General features: G+C 73.4%; 18 protein-coding genes. 8 read left to right on the forward strand and 10 right to left on the reverse strand.

The annotated features are described in order from the left end of the window. Positions 1-47 precede the first annotated feature (47 nt). Positions 48-3,692 (reverse strand): ATP-dependent helicase, encoded by a 3,645-nt coding sequence (locus B9W62_RS13085; protein ID WP_087807347.1) that lies wholly within the window; start codon positions 3,690-3,692, stop codon positions 48-50. A 287-nt stretch (positions 3,693-3,979) separates the two neighbouring features. Next, a complete protein-coding gene (locus B9W62_RS13090; RefSeq protein ID WP_306426452.1) occupies positions 3,980-4,366 on the reverse strand; it encodes an MGMT family protein in 387 nt (128 codons plus the stop codon). A gap of 185 nt (positions 4,367-4,551) precedes the next feature. Between B9W62_RS13090 and B9W62_RS13095 the strand changes: the two genes are divergently transcribed. The 3 genes from B9W62_RS13095 to B9W62_RS13105 all read left to right on the forward strand — a co-directional run bounded on the left by B9W62_RS13095 (position 4,552) and on the right by B9W62_RS13105 (position 10,641). Next, entirely contained in the window at positions 4,552-7,326 is a 2,775-nt protein-coding gene (locus tag B9W62_RS13095) for a lysylphosphatidylglycerol synthase domain-containing protein (protein WP_087807349.1), read from the forward strand. An 81-nt stretch (positions 7,327-7,407) separates the two neighbouring features. Then, positions 7,408-8,958: an alpha/beta hydrolase gene (locus tag B9W62_RS13100; RefSeq protein WP_087807350.1), complete on the forward strand. Its 1,551-nt coding sequence runs from the start codon at positions 7,408-7,410 to the stop codon at positions 8,956-8,958. Positions 8,959-9,099: 141 nt separating this feature from the next. Continuing rightward, positions 9,100-10,641: an alpha/beta hydrolase gene (locus B9W62_RS13105; RefSeq protein WP_087807351.1), complete on the forward strand. Its 1,542-nt coding sequence runs from the start codon at positions 9,100-9,102 to the stop codon at positions 10,639-10,641. 71 nt (positions 10,642-10,712) lie between these two features. Here B9W62_RS13105 and moeZ read toward each other — a convergent pair whose 3' ends face one another. The 7 genes from moeZ to B9W62_RS13140 all read right to left on the reverse strand — a co-directional run bounded on the left by moeZ (position 10,713) and on the right by B9W62_RS13140 (position 19,906). Next, positions 10,713-11,891: an adenylyltransferase/sulfurtransferase MoeZ gene (gene moeZ / locus B9W62_RS13110; protein WP_087807352.1), complete on the reverse strand. Its 1,179-nt coding sequence runs from the start codon at positions 11,889-11,891 to the stop codon at positions 10,713-10,715. Positions 11,892-11,954: 63 nt separating this feature from the next. Next, a complete protein-coding gene (locus B9W62_RS13115; protein ID WP_087807353.1) occupies positions 11,955-12,704 on the reverse strand; it encodes a spherulation-specific family 4 protein in 750 nt (249 codons plus the stop codon). Beyond that, a complete protein-coding gene (locus tag B9W62_RS13120; protein ID WP_087807354.1) occupies positions 12,692-13,753 on the reverse strand; it encodes an SDR family oxidoreductase in 1,062 nt (353 codons plus the stop codon). Before B9W62_RS13120 ends, B9W62_RS13115 begins: the two co-directional genes overlap by 13 nt. A gap of 111 nt (positions 13,754-13,864) precedes the next feature. Continuing rightward, positions 13,865-14,929 (reverse strand): hypothetical protein, encoded by a 1,065-nt coding sequence (locus tag B9W62_RS13125; protein WP_087811884.1) that lies wholly within the window; start codon positions 14,927-14,929, stop codon positions 13,865-13,867. 218 nt (positions 14,930-15,147) lie between these two features. Then, positions 15,148-16,899, reverse strand: coding sequence for a DUF3492 domain-containing protein (locus B9W62_RS13130; RefSeq protein WP_087807355.1), 1,752 nt, complete (start codon positions 16,897-16,899; stop codon positions 15,148-15,150). A 284-nt stretch (positions 16,900-17,183) separates the two neighbouring features. Continuing rightward, entirely contained in the window at positions 17,184-18,848 is a 1,665-nt protein-coding gene (locus B9W62_RS13135; RefSeq protein ID WP_087807356.1) for a DUF3152 domain-containing protein, read from the reverse strand. 8 nt (positions 18,849-18,856) lie between these two features. Continuing rightward, the gene (locus B9W62_RS13140) at positions 18,857-19,906 is read right to left on the reverse strand and encodes an alpha/beta fold hydrolase (protein ID WP_087807357.1); all 1,050 of its coding nucleotides are present in this window, start codon (positions 19,904-19,906) and stop codon (positions 18,857-18,859) included. Positions 19,907-20,105: 199 nt separating this feature from the next. Here B9W62_RS13140 and B9W62_RS13145 point away from each other — a divergent pair, with 199 nt between their 5' ends. The 4 genes from B9W62_RS13145 to B9W62_RS13160 all read left to right on the forward strand — a co-directional run bounded on the left by B9W62_RS13145 (position 20,106) and on the right by B9W62_RS13160 (position 22,029). Beyond that, entirely contained in the window at positions 20,106-20,333 is a 228-nt protein-coding gene (locus tag B9W62_RS13145; protein ID WP_087807358.1) for a hypothetical protein, read from the forward strand. Positions 20,334-20,520: 187 nt separating this feature from the next. Further along, positions 20,521-21,162 (forward strand): TetR/AcrR family transcriptional regulator, encoded by a 642-nt coding sequence (locus tag B9W62_RS13150; RefSeq protein WP_030400709.1) that lies wholly within the window; start codon positions 20,521-20,523, stop codon positions 21,160-21,162. A 142-nt stretch (positions 21,163-21,304) separates the two neighbouring features. Continuing rightward, entirely contained in the window at positions 21,305-21,532 is a 228-nt protein-coding gene (locus B9W62_RS13155) for a DUF3107 domain-containing protein (RefSeq protein WP_031033260.1), read from the forward strand. A gap of 227 nt (positions 21,533-21,759) precedes the next feature. Beyond that, complete coding sequence (locus tag B9W62_RS13160; RefSeq protein WP_087807359.1) at positions 21,760-22,029, forward strand: hypothetical protein; 270 nt, start codon at positions 21,760-21,762, stop codon at positions 22,027-22,029. 204 nt (positions 22,030-22,233) lie between these two features. Here the strand turns inward: B9W62_RS13160 and B9W62_RS13165 are convergent, their stop codons facing one another. Continuing rightward, complete coding sequence (locus B9W62_RS13165; protein ID WP_087807360.1) at positions 22,234-23,007, reverse strand: ferritin-like domain-containing protein; 774 nt, start codon at positions 23,005-23,007, stop codon at positions 22,234-22,236. A gap of 504 nt (positions 23,008-23,511) precedes the next feature. On the opposite strand from B9W62_RS13165, the gene B9W62_RS13175 reads away from it, so the two are divergent. Then, positions 23,512-26,085, forward strand: a complete 2,574-nt coding sequence (locus tag B9W62_RS13175; protein ID WP_256976315.1) for a DEAD/DEAH box helicase — start codon at positions 23,512-23,514, stop codon at positions 26,083-26,085. Positions 26,086-26,100: the final 15 nt, after the last annotated feature.

Genomic DNA, 26,100 nt, shown 5'->3' on the forward strand with positions numbered 1-26,100 from the left:
CGCCGGCGCGACTTCCGTCTCCTCCGCCGGTCCCCGGCTCCCGTCGCTCACTCGACGACGTGCCGCCCCTCGGGCCGTGCGCTGCATGACGCGCGGAAGGCGCAGTGGGTGCAGTGCTGGCCCGTGGTCGGGGTGAACCGTTCGTCGAGGACCTTGCCCGCGGCCGTGGCCAGCAGGTCGCCGACCCACTCGCCCCCGGGCCCCTCCTGCGAGTCCTGCGCCTGCACCTTGGGCAGGGTCTCGCCGCCGTCCCGCTGGGGCGCGCCCTGGCGCAGGTGGACGAGCTCGGCGCCGCCCGGTTCGGGGCGTACGCCGTCGAAGGCCTCGTCGACGGCACCCTCGCGGACGGCGAGCTGGTACACGGCGAGCTGGGGGTGGCGGGCCACCTCCGAGGACGTGGGGGCGTGTTTTCCGGTCTTGAAGTCGACGACGTAGGCGCGGCCGTCGCCGTCGGCCTCCACGCGGTCCATCTGGCCGCGGATGCGCACCTGGTAGTCGCCCGCCTCCAGGGTCACGTCGAAGTCGTGCTCGCTCGCCACCGGGGTGCGCCCGGCACGGTCCATGACGTGCCACTTCAGGAAGCGTTCGAGCGCCACACGCGCGTTGGCCTTCTCCTGGGCCGACTTCCAGGGCGCGTCGAAGGCGAGCGCGTTCCACACGGAGTCCAGGCGCTCCATGAGGACGGCGAGGTCGGCCGGGGTGTGTCCGGAGGCCACCTCGTCGGCGAGCACGTGCACGACGTTGCCGAAGCCCTGGGCCGTCGTCGCGGGCGCGTCGGCCTTCACCTCGCGGCCGAGGAACCATTGCAGGGCGCAGGTGTTGGCCAACTGGTCCAGGGCGCTCCCGGAGAGGGTGACGGGCTGGTCGCGGTCGCGCAGCGGCACCTTGCTCTCGGTCGGGTCCCACATACCCCACCAGCGGTAGGGATGCGCGGACGGCACCAGGGGGCGGCCGTCCTCGTCGGTCAGCGCGGCGAGGCGGGCCAGACGGCGCGCGGCGGCCTCCCGCAGGGAGGCGGAGACGCGGGGGTCGACGGTGGTGGCCCGCAGTTCGGCGACGAGCGCCGCGACGGCCAGGGGGCGGCGCGGACGGCCGGTGACGTCGGCGGGTTCGACGCCGAGTTCGGTCAGGAACCGGGAGGGCTGGTCCCCGTCGTCGGCCGGTGCCTTCACCGCGGTCACCACGAGTCGCTCACGCGCGCGCGTGGCGGCCACGTAGAACAGGCGGCGCTCCTCGGCGAGCAGGGCTCCGGGGGTGAGGGGTTCGGCGAGTCCGTCGCGGCCGATCCGGTCGGCCTCCAGGAGGGAGCCGCGGCGGCGCAGGTCCGGCCACAGGCCCTCCTGGACGCCCGCGACGACGACCAGCCGCCACTCCAGGCCCTTGGCCCGGTGCGCGGTCATCAGGCGGACGGCGTCGGGGCGTACCGCACGCCGCGCGAGAGTGTCGGCCGCGATGTCCTCGGCGTCGACCTCCTCCAGGAAGTTCAGGGCGCCCCGGCCACCGGAACGCTCCTCCGCGCGGGCGGCCGTCGCGAACAGCGCGCACACGGCGTCCAGGTCGCGGTCCGCGTTGCGCCCGGCCGCGCCGCCGCGCCGGGCGGAGCGTTCCAGGCGGCTGGGCCAGGGGGTGCCGTCCCACAGGTCCCACAGCGCCTCCTCGGCGCTGCCGCCTCCCGCCAGGCGCTCACGTGCCGTGCGCAGGAGCGCGCCGAGCCGCTGGGCCCCGCGCGCGTACGCGGGGTCGTGCACGGCGAGCCGCTCCGGCTCGGCCAGCGCCCGCGCGAGCAGTTCGTCCGAGGGGGGCGGCAGCGGATTGCCCGCGGCGCGCTGCTCGTCGCGCAGGGCGCGGCCGAGGCGGCGCAGGTCCGCGGCGTCCATCCCGGCGAGGGGGGACGTGAGCAGGGTGAGGGCGGTCTCGGTGGACAGCCAGCACGGCTCGTCCGCGCGGTGTGCGCGTTCACCGGGCGCGGGCTTCGCCTCGGTATCGGCGTCCGGGGCGGCGTTCTTGGCAGGGTCCGTGGTGGCGTCGTCGGTGGGGACCGTGGTGGAGGCCGTGGCGGGAGCCGTGGTGGCGTCGGCCTCCGTGTCGGCCGCGGGCTCGCGCACGGGTGCGTCGTTCGACGCCGCCTCGGGTACGGCCTGATCGCCCGCGCCGGTGTCGGCGTCGGTCTCGGTGCTGGTGTCGGCCCTGTCCGCACCGTCGGCCTGTCCACCGGGCGGGCCGTCGGGCTGAGCCTCCCTCGCCTTCCCGGCCGCCGCCTGCCCGTCCTCGCCGCTCCCGGGCTGCTCCCCCGCCCCCGCCACCGCCTCCGCCACGGCTCGCAGCGCCGTCAGCAGGGGCGCCACCGCGGGCTCGTGGCGCAGGGGGAGGTCGTCGCCGTCGATGTCCAGGGGGACGCCGGCCGCGGTGAGGACCCGGCGGAGCGTGGGGATCGTGCGCGATCCGGCGCGGACCAGGACGGCCATCTCGCCCCACGGGACGCCGTCCTCCAGGTGCGCCCGGCGCAGGATGTCGGCGATGTTGTCCAGCTCGGTGCCGGAGGTCGGGTACGTGTACACCTCGACCCGGCCGCCGTCGCGCGCCGGGGTCAGCTCACGGTGTGCCCGGACCTTGTCGGCGGGAAGGCGGGTCAGCGGCATGCGCCGGGTCAGCAGCCGGGTGGCGGCCAGCAGGGCGTCCCCGGACCGGCGTGCGGTCCGCAGCACCTCGACCGGCGCCGGACGGCCGTCCGCGCGCGGGAAGGCGGTCGGGAAGTCCAGGATGCCGTTGACGTCCGCGCCCCGGAAGGCGTAGATCGACTGGTCGGGGTCGCCGAAGGCGACGAGGGTGCGCCCGCCGTCCGCCAGGGCGTGCAGCAGCCGCACCTGGGCCGGGTCGGTGTCCTGGTACTCGTCGACGTATACCGCGTCGTACTGGGCGGACAGGTGCGCGGCGACCTCGGGGCGGCGGGCGAGGAGCACCGCGCGGTGGACCAGTTCGGCGTAGTCGAGCACGCCCTGGAGGTCGAGCACGTCGAGGTACTCGGCGAGGAAGAGGGCGGCGGCGCGCCAGTCGGGGCGGCCGATACGCCGGGCGAAGGCCCCGAGCGCGTCCGGACCGAGTCCCAGTTCGCGGCTGCGGGCGAGCACCGCGCGGACCTCGTCGGCGAAGCCGCGTGTGGTCAGGCAGGCCCGCAGCTCGTCGGGCCAGCGCACATGGGCGAGCCCGAGCCGTTCCAGGTCGACCTGGCCGGCGAGCAGTTCGCGCACGGTCACGTCCTGCTCCGGGCCGGACAGCAGCCGCAGGGGTTCCACGAACAGGTCGCTGTCCTGGTGGGCGCGGACCAGGGCGTAGCCGAAGGAGTGAAAGGTCGTCGCCCGGGGGGCGCGCGCGGCGCCGATGCGCAGCGCCATCCGGTCGCGCAGTTCGACGGCCGCCTTGCGGCTGAAGGTCAGCACCAGGATGCGCTCGGGGTCGCCGCCCCCGGCGATCCGCTCCGCCACCGACTCGACCAGTGTGGTCGTCTTGCCGGTGCCGGGCCCGGCCAGGACGAGCAGCGGTCCGGCCCGGTGGTCAACCACGGCGCGCTGTGCGGCGTCCAGACGAGGGGGGTCCACGCGTGCCGGCGGGGTACGCACCAGCCGGTAAGCACCACGGCTCCCCCGTCGCACCTGGGGGTGCGACGGGTGTCCGGTGGAGGAAGAGGAGCTCACGTGGTTCGCCGGTCCTGGTGGGTGTGCTGGTGGGCCGTCCGCGCCCCGGGTGGGGCGGTGGCCACGGGATGAGGGGGACACGTGCGGCCGACGCTACGCCGACGAAAGAGGCGGAAGCAGTGCTTCCTCTTCTTCCCTCGGGTCACTCCTGGCACGAACGCCCCCTGCCCCACGAACGTACGTCATGCCACGGACATGCCCGAAGTGTCCGGTGTACCTCGTACGGATCACACGTCACACATCGGCCGGTCGCATGGCGGAAGCTGTCGGATGTGACCCCGTGCGCGTCAGCCGTGCTCCGGTGCGCGTGCACCGCCGTCCCACCGCGCCCGCTTCAGGTCGAGGCGCGGCAGGTGCCCCTGGGTGGCTCTGCTCGCCTCCTTCAGGGGCGTGCCCTCCTCGCGGTAGCGGTCGAGGGCCTCCCGCTCGTGCCCCGCGAGCAGGACCCCGTCCGCGCGGACGACACGCCACCAGGGGACACCTCCCCCGTAGAGGGACATCACCCGGCCGACCTGGCGGGGTCCCCCCTCCTCCAGGTACTCGGCCACGTCCCCATACGTCATGACGCGGCCCGGCGGGATCACTTCGGTCACGTCGAGGACCCGCTCGGCGTACTCGGGCAGCGCGTCCGCGTTCTCCGGACGGACGCCGTCCGGCAGGCTCTGCTCGCTCATCCGCCCCATCCTGCCGTACCCCGCCGACAACGCGACGCACTCCCGAAGGCCCGCGTCCCTCGCCCACAAGCAGCTCTTCGGGCAGACTGTGCGGCCCGCACGAGCACCCTGATGCCTGCCGAGTCCGACGCGGCATGCCACCATCGTGCGGGCGGTGACCAGTGATACGAGAGCAAGAAGAGGCGATGAAGCAGCAGGGTGCGCACCCCGAGGACGCCGAGGGCACCTCTGACGCTTCGTCGCGCCCGGACGCCGCGGACGCAGACGCCAGGGAGAGCGGCGAGCGGGTGGCCGAGGGCCCGTCGGCGACCGCCGCCGATCCCGACGACGTGGCGCACATCGACGAGGTCGAGGGCGACGAACCACTGCTCCCCGCGCGCGTGCACCGCCCCTCCGACCTGGTGCGCCTCCTGGTGGGCGTACTCGCCGTCGCCGTACTCCTGGCCATCGCCGCCTTCGCCCACGGCACCACCTCGGGCCTCGAACAGGACATCAACAAGGGCACCGGGCAGGCCCCCGACCTCCTCATCAAGATCGCCGGGCTGGCCTCCAGCATCGCGATCCTCCTGGTGCCCGTCGCGTTCGCGATCGAGCGGCTGATCAAACGGGACGGGCTGCGGATCGCCGACGGCGTCCTGGCGGCGGTCCTCGCGCACGGAGTGACCCTCGCCACCGACCTGTGGGTCGCCAAGGCCGCTCCCGGCTCCATCCAGGAGGCGCTCACCCAGCCGTCCCCGGGCGACATCCACGCCCTGACCGACCCCGTGCACGGCTACCTCGCCCCGGTCATCGCGTACATGACGGCCGTCGGCATGTCCCGCAGACCCCGCTGGCGCGCGGTGCTGTGGATCGTGCTGCTCCTGGACGCCTTCTCGATGCTCGTCACGGGCTACACGACGCCGTTCTCGATCATCCTGACCGTCCTCATCGGCTGGACCGTCGCCTACGGCACCCTGTACGCCGTCGGCTCCCCAAACGTCCGGCCCACCGGCCGGACGCTGATGGCGGGCCTGCGGCACGTCGGCTTCCGGCCGGTGACCGCCGCCCGGCAGGAGGCGCCGTCCGACAGCGTCGAGACCGGGGACCGCGGCCGCCGCTACTTCGTCACCCTGGAGGACGGCCGGCCCCTCGACGTGACGGTGGTGGACCGCGAACAGCAGGCCCAGGGCTTCTTCTACCGCGCCTGGCGCAACCTGACGCTGCGCGGCTTCGCCACCCGCAGCAGCCTCCCCTCGCTGCGGCAGGCCCTGGAGCAGGAGGCCCTGCTCGCCTACGCCGCCATCGCGGCCGGTGCCAACGCCCCCAAGCTGATCGCGACCTCGGAGCTGGGTCCCGACGCCGTGATGCTCGTCTACGAGCACACCGGCGGGCGCACCCTGGACTCGCTGGCGGACGAGGACATCACCGACGACCTGCTGCGCGGCACCTGGGAGCAGGTACAAGCCCTTCAGTCCCGGCGCATCGCGCACCGCAGGCTGGTGGGCGACGCGATCCTGGTGGATCGTTCCGGCACGGTGATCCTCACCGACCTGCGCATCGGCGAGATCGCGGCCGGCGACCTGCTGCTGCGCATGGACATCTCCCAGCTCCTGGTGACGCTCGGCCTGCGGGTCGGCGCCGAACGCGCGGTCGCGTCGGCGGTGGCCGTCCTCGGTCCCGACACGGTGGCGGACTGCCTGCCCATGCTCCAGCCCATCGCGCTCAGCCGCTCCACGCGCGCGACCCTGCGCAGGCTGGCCCGGGAACGGGCCCAGCGCGAGCGCGAGGCGGTGCTGGAGTCGTCCCGGCAGGCCAAGCTGGCCCGCGCGGAGGCGGCCGGTCACGACGTGACGAGCCACGCGCCGAAGGAAGCCGACAGCCCCCCTACAGACAAAGCGGACAAGAAGGCCGTACGCGCCGAGCAGCGGGCCGAGAAGCGGGCCGTGGACGAGGCCATCGAGGAGGCGCGCGAGGAGGATCTGCTCACCCAGATCCGCCACGCGGTGCTGCGCATCAGGCCGCAGGCCCCCGTCGAGCCGGCCCGGCTGGAGCGGGTGCGGCCGCGCACGCTGATCAGCTTCATCGCCGGTGCGATCGGCGCCTACTTCCTGCTGACGCAGCTCACCCACATCGAGTTCGGCCCCCTGATCTCGAACGCCCAGTGGGGCTGGGTGGCGGCGGCCGTGCTGTTCTCGGCGGCGAGCTACGTCGCGGCGGCGATGTCCCTGCTGGGCTTCGTGCCCGAGAAGGTGCCGTTCCTGCGGACCGTGGCCGCGCAGGTCGCCGGGTCGTTCGTGAAGATCGTCGCCCCCGCCGCCGTCGGTGGCGTCGCCCTGAACACCCGCTTCCTGCAACGCGCGGGCGTGCGCCCCGGGCTCGCGGTGGCGAGTGTCGGCGCGTCGCAGCTGTTCGGGCTCGGCTGCCACATCCTGATGCTGCTGTCCTTCGGCTACCTGACCGGCACCGAGAAGACGCCATCGCTGTCGCCGTCGAGGACGGTCATCGCCGGCCTGCTGACGGTGGCGGTGCTGGTGCTCGTGGTGACGTCGGTGCCGTTCCTGCGCAAATTCGTCGTCACGCGCGTGAGGTCGCTCTTCGCCGGGGTCGTACCGCGCATGCTGGACGTGTTGCAGCGGCCGCAGAAGCTGATCACCGGCATCGGCGGCATGCTGCTGCTCACGGCCTGCTTCGTGATGTGCCTGGACGCCTCGATCCGCGCCTTCGGCGACGAGTCGTCGTCGATCAGTCTGGCGAGCGTCGCCGTCGTCTTCCTCGCCGGCAACGCCCTGGGGTCCGCCGCGCCGACGCCGGGCGGTGTGGGCGCGGTGGAGGCGACGCTGACGGTCGGTCTGATCGCCGTCGGCCTGCCCAAGGAGGTCGCCGCGCCCGCGGTCCTGCTCTACCGGCTGCTCACCCTGTGGCTGCCCGTACTGCCGGGCTGGCTCGTCTTCAACCACCTCACGCGCAAAGAGGCCCTATAACCGGACACGGGGGGAGACGCTCCGTACCCCGTACGGCCCTGGCCCCGAGCAGGTGCTCCCGCGCGACCGCACGATGGACGCATGCCGAATCCCTCCCGGCTGCGCGCCGCCGTCCTGACCGCCACCGCCCTCGTGCTGTCCGCCCTGCTGGCGGGCTGCGGCGGCGGGTCGCAGGAGGACGACGAGGATCTGACGGGCCAGAAACTGGACTGGAAGGACTGCCCGGCACCATCCGAGGCCGAGGGCGGCGGCGCGGCCCCCTCTCCGCTGCCGGACGGCGACGCGTGGCAGTGCGCCACGATGAGGGCCCCGCTCGACTGGGACGACCCCGAGGGCGACACGATCGGACTGGCGCTGATCCGCGCCGAGGCCGACGGCGCGGCGGACCGGCGGATCGGCTCGCTCGTCTTCAACTTCGGCGGACCGGGCGGGTCGGGGGTCACCACCCTGCCCGCGTTCGGCCAGGACTACGCGAAACTGCGCACCCGCTACGACCTGGTCAGCTTCGATCCGCGCGGCGTCGGCCGCAGCGACCCCGTGGAGTGCCTGGACAACGAGCAGCTCGACACCTATTTCCAGCAGGACGCCACCCCCGACGACCAGGCCGAGCGCACCGAGCTGGTGGACAACACGGAGAAGTTCAACGCGGCCTGCGAGAAGAACTCCAAGAAGATCCTGCCGCATGTGCGCACCACCGACGCGGCCCGGGACATGGACCTGATGCGCCAGGTCCTCGGCGACGACGAGCTCCACTACTTCGGCATCTCCTACGGCACCGAACTCGGCGGCGTCTACGCCCACCTCTTCCCCGAGCACGTCGGCCGGGCCGTGTTCGACGCGGTGGTCGACCCGACGCAGACGGCGGAGCAGAGCTCGCTGGGCCAGGCGAAGGGGTTCCAGCTGGCGCTCGACAACTTCGCCGAGGACTGCGTGTCCAAGACCGAGGACTGCCCGGTCGGAGACACGGCCGAGGACGTCAAGGCACGCATCGCCCGGCTGCTGAAGGACCTCGACCGCAAACCGATCCCCGGCGTCTTCCCCCGCGAACTCACCGAGACGGCCGCGACCGGCGGCATCGCCCAGGCGCTGTACTCGAAGGACTTCTGGGAGTACCTCACCGAGGGCCTGGAGCAGGCGTACGACGGGGACGGACGGGTCCTCATGGTGCTGTCGGACGCCTTGAACGGGCGCAACGAGGACGGCGAGTACAGCAACATCACCGCGGCGAACGTCGCCATCAACTGCGCCGACGACAAACCCCGCTACGACCCCGCGTACGTGGAGGGCAAGCTGCCCGAGTTCCGGGACGCCTCCCCGCTGTTCGGCGACTACCTCGCCTGGTCCCTGCTCAGCTGCACCGACTGGCCGGTCGCCGGAGCCGCCGGCCATCCGGACGTCAGCGCCCCGGGCGCACCGCCGATCCTGGTGATCGGCAACACCGGCGACCCCGCGACGCCGTACGAGGGCGCCGGGAGGATGGTGGACGCGCTCGGCAAGGGCGTCGGCGTGGAACTGACCTACAAGGGCCAGGGGCACGGCGCCTACGACAGCAAGAACAAGTGTGTGCAGGACGCGGTGCACGGCTACCTGCTCGACGGCCGGGTACCGGCGGCCGGAACTGTGTGCTCCTGACCGCTGACGGCACCACGGATCGGACGAACGGGCAGGTCAGAGCGTTATCCACAGGCGTCGGCGGGCGCTGCCCGGGCCGCCTACCATGGCAGGAACGCCATCCGCCGCACGGCGCGGACGGCTTGCCAGGGGGGAGAGGACATGGCGCGTCTCGTCCGGTGGACGGCTCTGACGGCCGCCGCCGCACTGCTGACGGCGGGCTGCACCGGCGGCTCGTCCGACGAGGACAAGGACGACGGGGGCAGGAGCAGCGCGGGACCTTCGGCGCCGGCCCCGTCCGGAGTGCCGGAGTCCCTGGCGTCCCAGACGCTGGAATGGGGCCGTTGCAAGGGCACCGACGACGCCCCGGCCCCGGACGGCGACTGGCGGTGCGCCACGCTCGAGGCACCGCTGGACTGGTCCGACCCGGACGGCGAGACGATCGATCTCGCACTGATCCGGTCCCGGGCGAGCGGGGACGACCGCATCGGCTCCCTGCTGTTCAACTTCGGCGGCCCCGGCGCATCCGGCGTCTCCATGATGCCGTCCTACGCCGACACCGTCTCCTCCCTGCACGAGCGGTACGACCTGGTGAGCTGGGACCCGCGCGGGGTGGCCGCCAGCGAGGGCGTCCGCTGCCGCTCCGACGAGGCGATCGAAGCCGCCGAGTCGGTGGACTCCACGCCGGACACCCCGGCCGAGGAGCAGGCCTACCTGAAGGACGCCGCGGACTTCGGCCAGGGCTGCGAGAAGGCCGTCGGCAAGCTCATGGAGCACGTCTCGACCACGGACACCGCTCGCGACATGGACCTGATGCGGCATGTGCTGGGCGACGCGAGGATGCACTACTTCGGCATCTCCTACGGCACCGAACTCGGCGGCGTCTACGCCCACCTGTTCCCCCAGCACGTGGGTCGCGTGATCCTCGACGCCGTGGTCGATCCGGGCGCCGACACGATGGGCCACGCCGAGAACCAGGCCAGGGGTTTCCAGCGAGCGCTGGACGACTACCTGAAGTCGACCGGGCAGGACCCCGCGCAGGGCTCCCGGAAGATCGCCGACCTGATGGAACGCCTGGACGCGGAGCCGCTGCCGACCTCCTCGCCGGGGCGGAAGCTGACGCAGACGCTCGCGTTCACCGGAATCGTGCTGCCGCTGTACAGCGAGAGCGGATGGCCGGCCCTGACCAGTGCGCTGGAGGCGGCCGAGGAGGGCGACGGCTCGGAGTTGCTGGCGCTCGCCGACGGCTACAACGAGCGTGATCCCTCGGGGCGCTACGGCACGACGACCCACTCGCAACGGGTCATATCGTGCCTGGACGACAAGCAGCGGCCGACCGTGGAGGAGACGAAGAAGCAGCTGCCGGAATTCGAGAAGGTGTCGCCGGTCTTCGGCGCCTTCCTCGGCTGGGACACCGCGGGCTGGTGCCACGACTGGCCGGTGGCCGGCCGGCACGAGACACCGGAGGTGAGCGCGCCCGGCGCGGCCCCGGTCCTGGTGGTCGGGAACACGGGCGACCCGGCGACGCCCTACGAGGGCGCCCGCAGGATGGCGGACGAGCTGGGCGAGGACGTCGGCGTGGTGCTGACCTGGAAGGGCGAGGGACACGGCGCGTACGGGAGCGGGAGCGACTGTGTCGACTCCGCGGTGGACGCCTACCTGTTGAAGGGGACGGTGCCGAGGGACGGCAAGGTCTGCTCATGACGGCGGCGGGGGCTTCGGGCACCTGCGGTGCGCGAAACCCCCGCCGTCCGGGAAGCGGGTCCGGGAGCCGGTCAGTAGACGGGCTTCGCCGGCTCGATCTGGTTGACCCAGCCGATCACGCCGCCGCCGACGTGGACCGCGTCCGAGAAGCCGGCGGACTTGAGGACCGCGAGGACTTCCGCACTGCGGACACCCGTCTTGCAATTCAAGACGATCTTCTTGTCCTGCGGGAGGTTCTCCAGGGCGGAGCCCATGAGGAACTCGTTCTTCGGGATCAGGCGGGCGCCCGGGATGGAGACGATCTCGAACTCGTTCGGCTCGCGGACGTCGATGAGCTCGATGTTCTCGCCGTCGTCGATCCACTCCTTGAGCTGCTTGGGAGTGATCGTGGAGTCGGCGGCGGCCGCCTGGGCCTCCTCGGACACGACGCCGCAGAAGGCCTCGTAGTCGATGAGCTCGGTGACGGTCGGGTTCTCGCCGCAGACCGCGCAGTCGGGGTCCTTGCGGACCTTGACCTGGCGGTAGGTCATCTCCAGGGCGTCGTAGATCATCAGGCGGCCGACCAGCGGCTCACCGATGCCCTGGAGGAGCTTGATGGCCTCGTTGGTCTGGATGGAGCCGATGGACGCGCACAGCACGCCCAGCACGCCGCCCTCGGCGCAGGAGGGGACCATGCCGGGGGGCGGGGGCTCCGGGTAGAGGCAGCGGTAGCAGGGGCCGTGCTCGGACCAGAAGACGGAGGCCTGGCCGTCGAAGCGGTAGATCGAGCCCCAGACGTAGGGCTTGTTCAGCAGCACGCAGGCGTCGTTGACCAGGTAGCGGGTCGCGAAGTTGTCCGTGCCGTCGACGATCAGGTCGTACTGGTTGAAGATGTCCATCACGTTGTCGGCCTCGAGCCGCTCCTGGTGCAGGATCACCTCCACCAGCGGGTTGATGCCCTTGATGGTGTCTCGGGCGGACTCGGCCTTCGGCCGGCCGATGTCGGCCTGGCTGTGGATGACCTGCCGCTGCAGGTTCGACTCGTCGACCTCGTCGAACTCGATGATGCCGAGCGTGCCGACACCGGCTGCCGCCAGGTACATCAGGGTCGGCGAACCGAGGCCGCCCGCGCCCACGGCGAGCACCTTGGCGTTCTTCAGCCGCTTCTGCCCGTCCATCCCCACGTCGGGGATGATCAGGTGGCGGGAGTACCTGCGGACCTCGTCTACGGTGAGCTCGGCGGCCGGCTCGACCAGGGGTGGCAGCGACACGGGGACTCCGTTGGTCGGTCAGTAATTACGGTTGTTCTCCCAGTAACACTGCCACGGCCTTTTTCATTCCGAGACACCCGTCCCGACCCGCGAGACGATTTCGTCCCAGTAGCCGGGCATCGTCTCCCAGGGGTCGGCCCGGCCGCCGCGGTCCGTGCGGTCGGTGAAGTAGATCGTCGCGGCTCCCTGCCAGCGGGCGATGCGCAGTGCTTCCTCCAGGTGCCCGCGCGGCAGACCGTGCACGAAGTGGCAGAAGCGCTCCGGCGGATAGTCGGCGCTCCACTCGGCCGCCTGGGACCAGCGGTAGTCGGCCCAGGTGCCGGAGAAGGTGACGAGCTGGTCGGCGTTCTCGGCGTAGCCGGGGGCGGGGTGGGTGCCGTGGCCCAGGACGATGTGGGCATCGTCACGGAGTGTCCGGAGGGTGGTGACGGTGCGGCGGACCTCCGGGAGGGCGGCCCGGTCGGACGGGCAGTGGGCGAGGAGAAATCCGTCGACCTGGTACCAGTCGAGGTACCGGTGGGCGTCGGAGAGCTGTTCGCCCAGGCTGCGGGCTCCGTAGGCGGCCTCGAGATGGCCGAGGACACGGACGCCCGCGTTGCGCAGGCGACCGGCGGCCTCCAGGCACCGCGGGTCGGGGTGCGCGCCGGGACCGCAGGCGATGTTGAGGACGACCCAGTGCAGCGGGGTGCCGGGGCAGGTGAGGCCGGCCCACTCGTCGGGGGCGACGAGTGGGTGGGCCAGCCCCGGGACACCGAGGCCGGTCCGGACACCGGTGGTCGCGGTGCCCGCTCTGGTACTGGTCAGATACGGCATGCCGCCTCCATCCAGATGTCGGCGAGGGACTCTTCGAGGGCGATCCGGGGCCGCCAGCCGAGCCGGTCGCGTGCGGTGCGCACATCGGCCTGCTGCCAGCTGCCGCAGCCGTCGGGGTACGGGTGGGGGGCGGCCGGTGCCGCGTGCTCGGAGTCGGTGCGCTCGCCGCGGCTTCCGAGGGGGTCCGGGCGGTGATGGCCCAGGACGTCGGCCCGATGGTGACCGAGGGCGTCGACGCGGTGGCCGACGGACTCCGTACGGGGGTGGCCGATGGTGGGCCGCAACGCACCGGGTGGGGCGTCGAGTTCGTGCAGGGCGCCGCCGTAACCGGCGACGCGGGCGAGGGTGGCGGCGGCGTCGCGCAGGCGGACGGCGCGGCCGGAGCCGATGTTGATGACGCCCTGGGCAGCGGAGAGGGAGGCGGCGTGCACCGCGCGGGCGACGTCGCGGACGTCGATGAAGTCCCGCTGCGCGCCGAGGCCACCGAGCCGCAGTTCGCCGTCGCCGGACTGCATCGCGCGGCGCATCGCCTCGGCGAGCCGGCCCAGCGGGGAACCGGCGGGCGTGCCGGGCCCCGCGGGCGAGAAGACCCGCAGGACGACGGCGTCCAGGCCGGAGCCGAGGACGAGTTCGGTCGCGGCGAGTTTGCTGACGCCGTAGGGGCCGCCGGGGCGGGGCACGGCGTCCTCCGCGGTCGAGGAGCCGGGCTGGCTGGGACCGTATTCGGCGCTACAGCCGACCTGCACCAGGCGGGCGCCGCAGCCGCTGCGGCGCAGGGCCTCGCAGACGGTGGCGACGGCGACGGTGTTGTGCCGGGTGAGTTCGCGGGCGCCGCCCCGGGTGGCGCCCGCGCAGTTGACGACCACTCCGGGGTGCACCGCGTCGAGGAAGCGGGTGAGGGCGCCGGGGCTGCCGGTGGCGAGGTCGAAGCGGACGTCGGCGTCGTCACCCCGGCCGAGGGCGGTGAGCTGGACGGCCGGGTCGGCGAGCAGACGGTCGGCGACGAAGCGGCCGATGTAGCCGTTGGCTCCGATCAGCAGGACTCTCATCGGGCGGCTCCCGGTGCCGAGGCGTCGGGTCGGGAGGTGGTCATCTGGGGGCTCCTTCAAGGGGTGATGCGAGGGGGTTGGGGGCGTGTGGGGGGTTGTCCGAGCGCGCGCTCATCTCGTTCGCTCCGTCGACGCGTGGGCCGACGCCCTGGTCAGGCGACGGCACGCGTGGATCAGGAGAGTCAGTGCGCCGATGCCGCAGGCGGCCGTCGGGACACCGGCCGGGCCGCAGGCGGTGACCAGCGCCTCGACGGGGGCGGTCAGGAAACCGCAGCCGGGGAGGCGGCCGGCGAAGAGGGTGGCCAGGGCGACTGCTTCCGCGCTGGCCGCGGCGGTGAGGACGAGCGTGGGGGCGTGGGCGTGCCCGTGCACGATGAGCAGCCGGGCGAGCAGCAGCAGGGCGCCCAGGCTGAGGCCCTGGGGAAGTCCGGCGGGCTCGCCGAGCACGGCTCCGGTCGCCGCGAGCAGTCCCGCGAGTGCGCCCATGTACAGGACGAACGCGCCGAGCAGCAGGGGGCGTACGGCGGCGGAGAAGTCGGCCAGGCCCCGGCTGGACGTCAGTTTGCCGCGGGCTCCGGCGGCGAAGAGGTGGGCGCATCCGGCCGCGGGGGCGTAGGACAGCGCGAGGGCCAGGACGGGGGCGACGGTGACGGGCCACGGTCCGTCGGCGCTGCCGTCGGGGAGACCGTCGGGCCCGCCGCTGAGCGCGGTGCGCAGGAGTCCGTCGCCGAGGAGGGCGTAGCCGACGAGCCAGCAGGTCCAGGTGCTGGTGGTGCGCGTGGCGGCGCTCAGCGGCCCGCGGCGCAGAGCCGCGCCCAGGGCGAGGGCGAGGGCGAGGACCGCGACGACGGCCGCGATCAGGCGCGGCCGGCCCTCCGTCAGGCGCAGTCCGATCACCGCGGCGGCGCACAGCGCACCGGGCAGCAGCGCGAGAACGACTCCGGCGGTGCGTGGCCGGCGTGGCCCGGGTGTCGGCGCGTCCTCGGGGCTCGCGGGAGTGTCGCGGTCGCGCGGGACACGGGCGTACATCTCCTCCGCGAGGGAGAAGACGTCCCGGTGGCGGAAGCGCGCGGCGGTCCGGTCGGTGACGCCGTGCGCCTCGAGGCCCGCGGCGATCTCCAGCGGGTCCACGGCGCGTTCGCACAGGTCGCGGTGCCGGTGCAGCAGTTCCTTCACGGGGTCCGCGCCGGAACGGCGGACGGCGGACGCGGACGCCGACTTCCCGGCGTCACGGGCCTCCCCGACGGCGACACCCACCGCCCGAGGGTAACCTTCACGACCGGCACCTTCGCGACCGGCACCTTCGCGACCGGCACCTTCGCGATGAGTCGACCCGCGACGATTCCCCTCGCGGCCGGTCTCCTCGCGACCCGTGCCTTCGCCGCCGAGGCCGTTCATCGGGCCGCTCCCTCGCTCGCCGCAACCGACGTCTTCGCACGGTCCGGTCCGGACTCCGTGGCCCAGCCGGGACCGCTGCGAGCGGTGCCGAGACCGCCCCGGGCCGCGATACGGGCCGCGGGGTCACTCCAGCGACCGGGGACGTGGGCCTCAGCGGGGACACCGAAGGGCAGGGGTTCGCCGGTGTCGTCGAGAAGGACGCGGCGCACCGGCGTACGCGAGAGGATCTCCAGGTAAATGCCGTGAAATGCCGTGATGTTCTGCTCGACGGTGAACAGCTCCAGCGCGCGGGCGCGCGCGGCGGCACCCAGTCGGGCCCGGCGCTCGGGGTCGCGCAACAGCGCGACGCATGCCTCCGCGAGCGCCCGCGGATTGCGCGGGGGCACGACGAGTCCGGTGCCGCCGATGGCCTCGACCACCGCGCCGACGTCCGTGGACACCGTCGCCCGGCCGCAGAACATGGCCTCGACGAGCCCGGCCGGGAACCCTTCGACGACGCTGGAGAGCACCACCAGGGCGCCCGAGGCGTACGCGTCGGCGCGGGACGGCAGTTCGGGACCGCCGGTCTCCTCGAAGGAGACCGGGTTGCGGCCGACGGCGTGCGGACCGTCGGCCTCGTCGGGGAACAGCTGCGCGGCCAGTGCCTTGCAGTGGACCAGGTACGCGGCGCCTTCGGGGCCCGAGGGGGCGCCGACGATCCTGAGCCGGGAGCCGGGCTCCGCCCTGCGGATCTCGGCGAAGGCGTGCAGCAGCGAGACCAGGTCCTTGGCCGGCTCGACGCGGCCGACCCAGACGAGGGTCTGCGGGTCGGCGCCTTCCGGGGACTCCCCCGCCTCCGCGAACGGGGCCGCGTCCATGCCCGGGTGGACCGTCCGCAGCTTGGCGCGGTCGGCGCCGCAGCGTTCCTGCCAGCGTCGGGCGTGCGTGTTGCCGGGGGTGATCACGGCCGCACGCCGGTAGGTCTCGGTGGCCAGCCGACCGTGGAAGGCGGCGAGCAGCGACCGTATCGCGGGCGAGGAGTCGGGTTCCGTCAGGTAGTGGGTCCGCAGCCGCACGCCGTACTCGGTCACCAGCAGGGGCACGTCGCAGAAGTGCCGGGCGAGCAGGCCCGGCAGGGCCGCCGTGCCGCCGGAGGCCGCGTGGCACAGGTCCACCGAACCGAGGTCGTCGTCCTCGTACCAGTCGAGGGACAGGGGGCGCAGAGCGCGTTCGAGGCGCGCGGTGACGGTCAGCAGATCGGGAACGCGCGCCTCGCGCGCGGAGCGGTGGGCGCCGGGCGCGCGACAGGCGCGCTCCAGGGCCCGTACGGCGGTCTCCGAGCGGAGTGCGGTGGGCAGGCCGCCCTCGTCGCGGGCGAGTTCGGCGAGGCCGTACAGCGCACTGGCGAAACGGTCCGCCTCAAGGGCCGACTGCCCTTCCGGCTCTCCCTCCGGCCCTCCGGACGGATTCCCCGGGCCCGCCGTGCACAGGGCCGTGGCCAGCTCGCCGTAGCACTCGACGAAGCGCCGGCGCGCACGCCGTCCGAGGACGATGTGGTCGTCCACGGTTTCCCACAGCGGGGCGGTGCGCACCCGTCCGACCTGCGGCGGCAGCGGGACCCAGCCCTCGGTCTCCTCGCTTTCGCTGCGGCTGAGCGCGTAGAGGTCGAACTCGTGCTGCTCCAGGCCGCGTACGAGCCGGTCGCACCAGAGCCCGGCCTCACCGCTCACATACGGATAGCCACCCTCCGTAAGCAGTCCGATGCGCACGCGCGCACCCCCGATCTCCCGTTTGGGGAGCCGCCGTTGGCCCGGCGGCTCGCAGCGGGACGAACGTATGCGGACAAGGAGGTGGCGCGATGGACGGTTGTCCATCGCGCCACCAAAAGGGGTGAACGGTCGTAACTTTCCCGTGCGAGGCGCGTTCGGTCGCGCTAAGAGATCATCCAGTCACCACACGTGACGCCCTGGCCCAACCCGGTCTGGCTCCCCCCGGCTCCTCCGGCCCGGCCCCTCCGGCCGGTCCGGTCCGGCCTGGTGGCGGCCTGGCTCGGTCAGCCGTTCGGGTATGCCCAGGGGTTGGGGCGGCAGTCGATGCCGTCGTGGTCGACGAACTTCGTCTGCTGCTGCATGACGGGGGCGAGTTCGCCGTCCTTGTCGCAGGTGACGTGGTTGTAGCCGATGCGGTGGCCGACCTCGTGGTTGATCAGCATCTGCCGGTACGCGTGGATCGCGTCGCCGTACGGTGCGGCGCCCTGGGCCCAGCGGTAGGCGTTGATCATCACGCGCTGGGTGGCGGCCGAGTCGCAGGACACGTTGTCCTCGGTGGTGTCCAGGCCCGACTTGGCGCACCACTCGGCGGTGGTGCCGGGGCTGGCCAGCGTGATGACGAAGCTGGGCTGCCCCGACTCGATGCGCTCGAAGGTGCGGGCGCCGTTGTGGGCCCAGCTCCGGTCGTCGTTGAGAGTCTTCTGCACGGCCTCGGCGAAGAGTTCGCCGTCGAGGCCGAGTCCCTGCTCCACGTCGATGCGGTAGGTGTACCGCTCCCCCTTCCCGGTCCCCTTGGCGATGCCCGGGATCGCGTCGAACTTCCCGGAGGCCTTGAGGGTGGCGCCGAGCGGGTAGGTCTTGCCCATCTTCTGCTCGTACGTCAGCGGCTTCGCGGTCTCGGACGCGGAGGGCGTCGGGCGTTCGTCGTTCCGTGACGCCGGGTCGTGGGCGCCCCGGGCCTGGTCGGTGGCGGACTGGGCACGCATGTCGCCCCCGTCCGAGCCGTCGGCGACCTGGCCGGCCACCACGACGGCCAACACGGTGGTGACGGCGGCCGCCGCGATTCCGGTGAAGGCCCGGCCCTTGGCGCCCTTGACCAGTGCGGGGTCCCCCGTGGGCGGCTGGTCGTCGGCGTCCGCATCCGCGTCGGCGGGAATGCCGCCGTTCCCGGCGCCGCCTCCGTCGGCGGCGCTCCAGTCGGTGACCGAGGCGTACGGGTCGGCGGGCCGCGCCGCACCGGGAGCACGTCGCTGGGGACGGGTCGCGAAGACGTCGTCGTCCTGACCGAACGCGTCCAGATAGTCCTGCCGCGGTCCCTCTGCGGGCGCCCGCCGCTGCCGCGGGAAGGGCGCCGACGGCCCGGACGGCGACGACGGCGCGAAGGACGCCGGAGACCCGGCGGCCCCGGGCGTCGCGGCACGCGGCCCCGCCGACGGTCCGTACCCGGCACCGGGCCGCCCGCCCGACTCGCCCCAGCCTCCGCCGGGTTCCCGCTGCTCGGGGTGACCGCCCCGGACCCGCGGCACACCGTGCGCCGGGGTGCCGTCGGGAAACCTCGGGACACCGTGCGCCGGCGTGCCGTCGGGGAGCCTCGGGACGCCCCGCGCGGGCGTGCCGTCCGCCGTTCGCGGGAAGCCGTGGGCCGGTGTCGCGTCCGGGAACCGCGCTCCCGGGAACCGCCCCGGGCCGGGGCCGGGTCCCGGGTACCCCTGACGGACGCCGGGAGCGTCGCCCGGCACCGCCCCGCGGGGCGTCGACTCGGGCCCCTGCGGCCGGTACGGCGCCTGTGGTTCCTGCGACGGGCCGTTCGCCGGGCGCGGCCCTTGCGGATCCCGCGACGGGCCGTTCGTCCGGCGCGGATCGGGCGGCCCGGACCGGTTCTCACGTGTTGCGGCGGTGTCCGCGGCATCTGCCTTGGGGGCGGGCCCGCGGCGGCTGTGGCGTCCCACGTCGCGCCTCAGCCTCCTGTGGTCTGGTTGGCGGGCTCGCCGTCGACGGCCCCGTCGGTCCTCTCGCCACCCGCCGGCTTCCCGGTGCCCACCGTGTCCGCGGTGTCCGCGGTGTCCGCGAGGAGTTCGCGGAACGCCGTGGCCACGGCCTCCGGATACTCCATCATCGCCACGTGTCCCGCGTCCGGCAGGGTCAGCAGCCGGGAGTCGCGGAACGCGCGTGCGGCCCGTTGGGCCATGCGGTAGCCGACGAGTTGGTCCCGTCCACCGTAGACCAGGAGCGTGGGTGCGAGAACCCGCTCGGCCTGCCGCCACAGCGCGTGCTGGCCGCCGAGCGTGTAGGCGTTCACTATTCCCCGCGCGGAACGCGCCATCGCGTCCCAGAAGTACGGCAGTTGCAGCCGCCGCTCCATCTCCTCGACGGCGTTGCGGAAGCCCTCCTCGCTCACCCTCTCCGGGTCGCCGTAGCAGAGCGCCCTGACGCCGCGCACCCGCTGCTCCGCGGTCCACTCCCGGGTGAGCCGGGTGAACAGCGCCGCCACCCCCGGCACCGCCAGCAGCCCCGTGGGGACGGCGCTGCGCTGCACGCGGATCTCCGGCAGTGCGGGCGACACGAGGGTCAGCGTCCGCACCAGGTCGGGCCGCGCCGCGGCCACCCGGGTGACGACGGCGCCGCCGAGCGAGTTCCCGACCAGGTGCACGGGACCGCGCCCGGACGCGTCGAGGTGACGGACGACCGCGCGCGCGTGACCGGTGATCGAGTAGTCGCCGTCGTCCGGCGGCGGGGAGTCGCCGAAGCCGGGCAGGTCGAGGGCCTCGCTGTGGACGACGCCGTCCAGCAGCGGCATGAGCGCCGACCAGTTCTGCGAGGAGCCGCCGAGGCCGTGGACGTACAGGGCGGGCGGCAGCCCCTCGCGAGCGGGCCGTCTCGACCGCACCGTCAGGGTCATGCCGGGGAGGTGCACCGCCCTGAGCCGCTCGCCGTCCGTAGCCTTGACGGCCGCGACCTTCGGCAGCACGTTGGCGGGCGGCACGGACGGCGGCTCGGTCGAAGGCATGTGGCAATGTTACGAGACGATCACGCACTGGTTCATGTGTTCGCCGCCACAAGCGGCGCTGAGGCGGCGCGCCCGCGGGGTACGGATGCCGGCGAGGCATGGCGTCCGGATCGGGTGTCTCCTAGGCTCGTGAGGTGGGCACCCGCGTGTGACCCCCGCATCCCGGGGACGTCCGCAGGAAGCAGGAAGGGAGCCCAGCATGACCGTCGACCCGACCGACCCCGAGACCTTCGACGACGAGGCACAGGCACCGGACCCCGAGGACCGCGACGTGGAGGCACCCGAGGCCGACACCGCCGAGCAGCGGGCGGACATCGGACAGGAACGCGACGATCCGCTGACCGGCGTCGAGCCGGACCGCGCCAACGAGGCCGACCTGGCCGAGCAGGCCCGGGTCGTCCCGCACGACGAGGACGACTACCGCTGAGACGAGCCTCGTCGGACAGGAAGGGAGGCAGATCTTTGCCCGGCCTGGCCCCTTTTGAAACCTGTTGTGCGGCTATCGCCACCGTCCGGTCCGTGAAATTCTGCGCTCGCAGCACACACACCACGGTTACCGAAAAGTACGATGTCGACGCGGCGCACACCGCACGAGGACGACTATGGGAGGCGGCGTGACAGCCATCGAGCAGACAGAGGCGGTACGCCCGCGGGGCACACGCCTTCCCCGCCGAGCCCGACGCAACCAGCTGCTGGGCGCCGCACAGGAAGTGTTCGTGGCCCAGGGGTACCACGCGGCCGCGATGGACGACATCGCCGAGCGCGCCGGCGTCAGCAAGCCGGTGCTCTACCAGCACTTCCCCGGCAAGCTCGACCTCTACCTCGCCCTGCTGGACCAGCACTGCGAGGCGCTGATCCAGTCCGTGCGCAGCGCGCTCGCGTCGACCTCCGACAACAAGCAGCGCGTGCGGGCGACGATGGACGCCTACTTCGCCTACGTCGAGGACGACGGCGGCGCCTTCCGCCTGGTCTTCGAGTCGGATCTGACCAACGAGCCCGCCGTGCGCGAGCGCGTGGACAAGGTGACGAACGAGTGCGCCGAGGCGATCTGCGACGTCATCGCCGAGGACACCGGCCTCTCGCGCGCGGAGTCGATGCTGCTGGCCTCGGGCCTGGGCGGCCTCGCGCAGGTGGTGGCCCGCTCCTGGCTGCACAGCGACCGCAGCGTGCCCCGCGACCAGGCGGTCCAGCTGCTGACCTCGCTGGCCTGGCGGGGCATCGCCGGCTTCCCGCTGCACGGCACCGAGCAGCACTGACCGCCACGGCGCCGGTGCTGTTCCCGTCGGCTGTTCGCTCCTGGCGTTCTCCGACGCAGCGTGTACGTCCCCTCACCGGGCTAATGTGTGCTGGTACGGCGCGGAAGATCGCGCACTTACTGACCGTCGGAGGGACATAGCCGTGGAGGTCAAGATCGGCGTGCAGCACGCGCCCCGCGAGATCGTTCTGGAGAGCGGTCAGAGCGCCGAGGACGTCGAGCGCGTGGTGGGCGAGGCACTGGCCGGCAAGTCGCAGCTGCTGAGCCTGGTGGACGAACACGGCCGCAAGATCCTGGTGCCGGCCGACCGGCTCGCCTACGTCGAGATCGGTGAGCCGGCCCCGCGCAAGGTGGGCTTCGGCGCGCTGTAGCCGCCGACGCGGGACGACTGACGAAGACGGGTGGGGCCCGGCGGTGACACACCGCCGGGCCCCACCCGTCTTCCCGTCCCCACCCTGCCCCCCTCCCGTTTCGCCGCTGTAGGCCGTTCACGGGCGAAGCACAGTTCACCCACAGGGGGAGGATTGCATTCCGCAGGTCAGGGGTAAGTCGGCTGTGACCGTTTGGGGCAGGCAGGCCATGTGGGAGGGACCCCGACATGATCTTGGAAGCGCTCAGCGCCGTAATCCTCGGCCTCGCCCTGGCATGGGCCGCCGCGCACCGTCTGCCCCACCGCCTGCCCGCCCCGCTCCTGGTCCTGCCGACCGGCGTCGCCGGGGCCCTCTTCGGGGCGTTCGTCACGCACTCCGCGCTGGGCGCCGGAGGGTTCGTGCTGGTGCTGCTGGGCTCGGCGACGCTCTCCGCTGCCTCGCTGTCGCTGTTGCTGCGCCCCGCGGGACGACTCCGGCGCAGCTCGGCGGCCGCCTGACCGGCGCCGCCCGACCGGCAGCCCTCCACCCGACGCCCCCGACCAGCGACCCTCTGCACGGCGGCCCTCCGCACGGCGGCCCTCAGAAACCGACCCTCGGACCGGCGACTGTCCGGCCCTCCGACCGGTCCGGCGGGCGCATGACCGACGGCCGCCGGACCGCGCCGGATCCGTGTCCGACGGAGCCAGGGGAACCGGCCGCGCTCAGGCCGCCAGGCCCAGGGCCGCCATCCGCTTCGTGTGCGCCTCGGTGATCCGGGAGAACATCTTGCCGACCTCGGCCAGGTCGAAGCCGTCCGCGACCCCGCCCACCAGCATCGTCGACAGCGCGTCCCGGTCGGCCACCACCCGCTGGGACTGCGAGAGCGCCTCCCCCATCAGCCGCCGCGCCCACAGCGCGAGCCGCCCGCCCACACGCGGGTCGGCGTCGATCGCCGCGCGCACCTTCTCCACGGCGAAACCGGCGTGCCCGGTGTCGTCGAGCACGGCGAGGACCAGCTCGCGGGTGTCCGTGTCCAGGCGGGCGGCGACCTCGCGGTAGAAGTCGCTGGCGATGGAGTCGCCGACGTAGGCCTTGACGAGACCCTCCAGCCAGTCCGAGGGGTCGGTCTGCTTGTGGAAGCCGTCGTAGGCGGCCACGAACGGCTCCATGGCACCCGTCGGCTCCTCGCCGATCTCGGCCAGCCGGTCGCGCAGCCGCTCGAAGTGGTGGAACTCCGCCGACGCCATCTTCGCCAGCTCCGCCTTGTCCGCCAGCGTGGGCGCGAGCTTGGCGTCCTCCGCGAGCCGCTCGAACGCCGCCAGCTCGCCGTACGCGAGCGCGCCGAGCAGGTCCACGACCGCGGCGCGGTACTGCGGGTCGGACGCGGCCGTCGCCCAGTCGCGGGCGGCGACCGACGTGCCTCCGGCGGCACCGGTGGTTCCGGCGGTCTCGGCGGGGGCGTCTGCGGCGGTGCCAGGCTTGTCAGAGCTCGTCATGCAGCGCACAATAGCCCGCTCTTCGCCGGTGGTAAGTCCCTGGTCAATCAGTGTGACGACGACTACGTGAGCAAATCGGCCATCGCGTGTGCGCGAATCCGGGGTATGGTGGTAATGCGCCTGCCGAGTATGTGACGTACGGGTACGTGACATCGTCGTCGGGCCGCACGCATGAGGATGCCCGGTCGGTGGCCCGATCGGCTCCGACCCGACAGCCCTCCCTGCCGTACGCCACACTGCGTACGGAATCCGGAGGGGGACCCTCAGTGGTACGAGCGCTGGAGCGTCGACAGAGGTCCCGTGTCCTACGGCTCACCCGTAAGGCAGCCGACGTCCCCGACACGGTCCGGCACGACCCGCGCGCTCGCCTCGCACCACGTACACAGAAGAGGCAGCACCCTGACTACGACGTTCCGATCCCTCGGGATCCTCCCCGAGACCGCCGAAGCCCTCGAAGCCGTCGGCATCACCACTCCCTTCCCCATCCAGGAGCTGACACTCCCCGTGGCCCTGTCGGGCACGGACGTGATCGGCCAGGCCAAGACCGGCACCGGCAAGACGCTGGGCTTCGGCCTCCCGCTCCTCGAGCGCGTCACCGTTCCCGCCGACGTCGAGGCGGGCCGGGCCGCGCCCGAGTCGCTGACCGACGCTCCGCAGGCCCTCGTCGTCGTCCCGACGCGCGAGCTGTGCCAGCAGGTCACCAACGACCTCCTCACCGCCGGCAAGGTCCGCAACGTGCGGGTCCTCGCCATCTACGGCGGCCGCGCCTACGAGCCGCAGGTGGAGGCCCTGAAGAAGGGCGTCGACGTGATCGTCGGCACCCCGGGCCGTCTGCTGGACCTCGCGGGCCAGAAGAAGCTGAGCCTGAAGCACATCAAGAGCCTGGTCCTGGACGAGGCCGACGAGATGCTCGACCTGGGCTTCCTGCCCGACGTCGAGAAGATCATCAACCTGCTTCCGGCCCGGCGCCAGACGATGCTGTTCTCGGCGACCATGCCGGGCGCGGTCATCGGACTCGCCCGCCGTTACATGTCGCAGCCCACGCACATCCGCGCCACCTCGCCGGACGACGCGGGCGCGACGGTCGCGAACACCAAGCAGTTCGTCTACCGCGCGCACAACATGGACAAGCCCGAGATGGTGGCCCGGATACTGCAGGCCGACGGCCGCGGTCTGGCCATGGTCTTCTGCCGCACCAAGCGCACCGCGGCCGACCTGGCCGACCAGCTCAAGCAGCGCGGTTTCGCCTCCGGCGCGGTCCACGGCGACCTCGGCCAGGGCGCCCGCGAGCAGGCCCTGCGCGCCTTCCGCAACGGCAAGGTGGACGTCCTCGTCTGCACCGACGTCGCCGCCCGCGGCATCGACGTCGAGGGCGTGACACACGTCATCAACTACCAGTCGCCGGAAGAGGAGAAGACGTACCTGCACCGCATCGGCCGCACCGGCCGCGCGGGCGCGAAGGGTACGGCGATCACGCTGGTCGACTGGGACGACATCCCGCGCTGGCAGCTGATCAACAAGGCGCTGGACCTGGGCTTCAGCGACCCGGCGGAGACCTACTCCACCTCCCCGCACTTCTACACCGACCTCGGCATCCCCGAGGGCACCAAGGGCGTCCTGCCGCGCTCGGAGCGCACCCGCGCCGGGCTCGAAGCGGAGGAGCTGGAGGACCTGGGCGAGCCCGGCGGCCGCGGTGGCCGCGGGCGCGGCGACCGGGGCGACCGCGGTGGCCGTGGTGGCCGCGACGACGCGCGCTCCGGCGACCGCGACCGCGACCGTTCCTCCCGTACGACACCGCGCCGCCGCCGTCGGATGCGCGGCGGTGCGCCGGTGGACGCGGAGAACACCGCCACCACCGCGACGGCCGCGGCCGAGGCCGTGACCGGCGGTGCCGACAGCGCCGTCGACGCGGGCACCGACGCCGCGCAGGGTCCCCGCACCCTGCGCCGCCGGCGCCGTACGCGCAATGGTGAGCCGTCGCGCCGCCCGGAGGCCGCCGCGACGGTCGACACCCCGGCGGCGCAGACCGTCGAGGAAGCCGCGCTCGCGCCCTCCGAGGCCACGGTCGTCGAAACGGCGGAGGCCACGGAGGTCGTGGAGGCCCCGGCGAAGCCGCGCCGCCGCCGCACCCGTAAGTCCGCTGAGGCCCCGCTGGAAACCGCTGCGACGGCGACCACCGAGGCGACGGTCGTGGAGACCCCCGCGGCCGTGGCGGCCCCGACGGTCGTCGAGGCACCCGGCGCCGAGGCGCCCGCCGAGAAGCCGCGCCGCCGCACCCGCAAGGCCACGGCCGCCGAGGCCGCGCTCGACACGGCCGAGGGGGCGACCGAGCCCACGTCCGACCCGGCCGAGACCAAGCCGCGCCGCCGCACCCGCAAGGCGGCCGCCGCCGACGCCGAGGCCGTACAGGCTCCGGAGGAGGCAGCGGCCGAGGCCAAGCCCCGCCGTACCCGCAAGACGGCCGCCGCCAAGGCGGAAGCCGCCGCCGACACGGTCGAGGCCACGGAGGCGAAGCCGAAGGCCCGCCGCACCCGCAAGACCGCGGAGCCTGCCGAGGTCACCGAGGCCGCGGCCGACATCCCGGCGCAGGCTCCGGAGGAGGCAGCGGCCGAGGCCAAGCCCCGCCGCACGCGGAAGACGGCTGCCGCCAAGGCGGAGGCCGCAGCGGACACCGCCGAGGGCGCCGAGGCGAAGCCCAAGACCCGCCGCACCCGCAAGACCGCCGAGCCTGCCGTGCAGGCTCCGGAGGAGGCAGCGGCCGAGGCCAAGCCCCGCCGTACCCGCAAGACGGCCGCCGCCAAGGCGGAAGCCGCCGCCGACACGGTCGAGGCCACGGAGGCGAAGCCGAAGGCCCGCCGCACCCGGAAGACCGCCGCGGCCCCCGAGGCCGCCGCCGAGATCCCGGCCCAGGCCTCGCAGGAGCCGGAGGCCGCACCGCGGCGCCGGACCCGTAAGGCAGCGGCAGCCGTCGAGGCGCCGGCAGCGGCCGCCGACCCGGCGGAGGCGAAGCCCAAGGCCCGCCGCACCCGCAAGGCGGCCGCCGCCACCACGCAGCCCGCGGAGGCCGGCGAGAGCTGATCCTCACCGCTCGAC

The sequence above is a fragment of the Streptomyces sp. CS113 genome, from assembly GCF_002188365.1.
GTDB lineage: Bacteria > Actinomycetota > Actinomycetes > Streptomycetales > Streptomycetaceae > Streptomyces > Streptomyces tendae.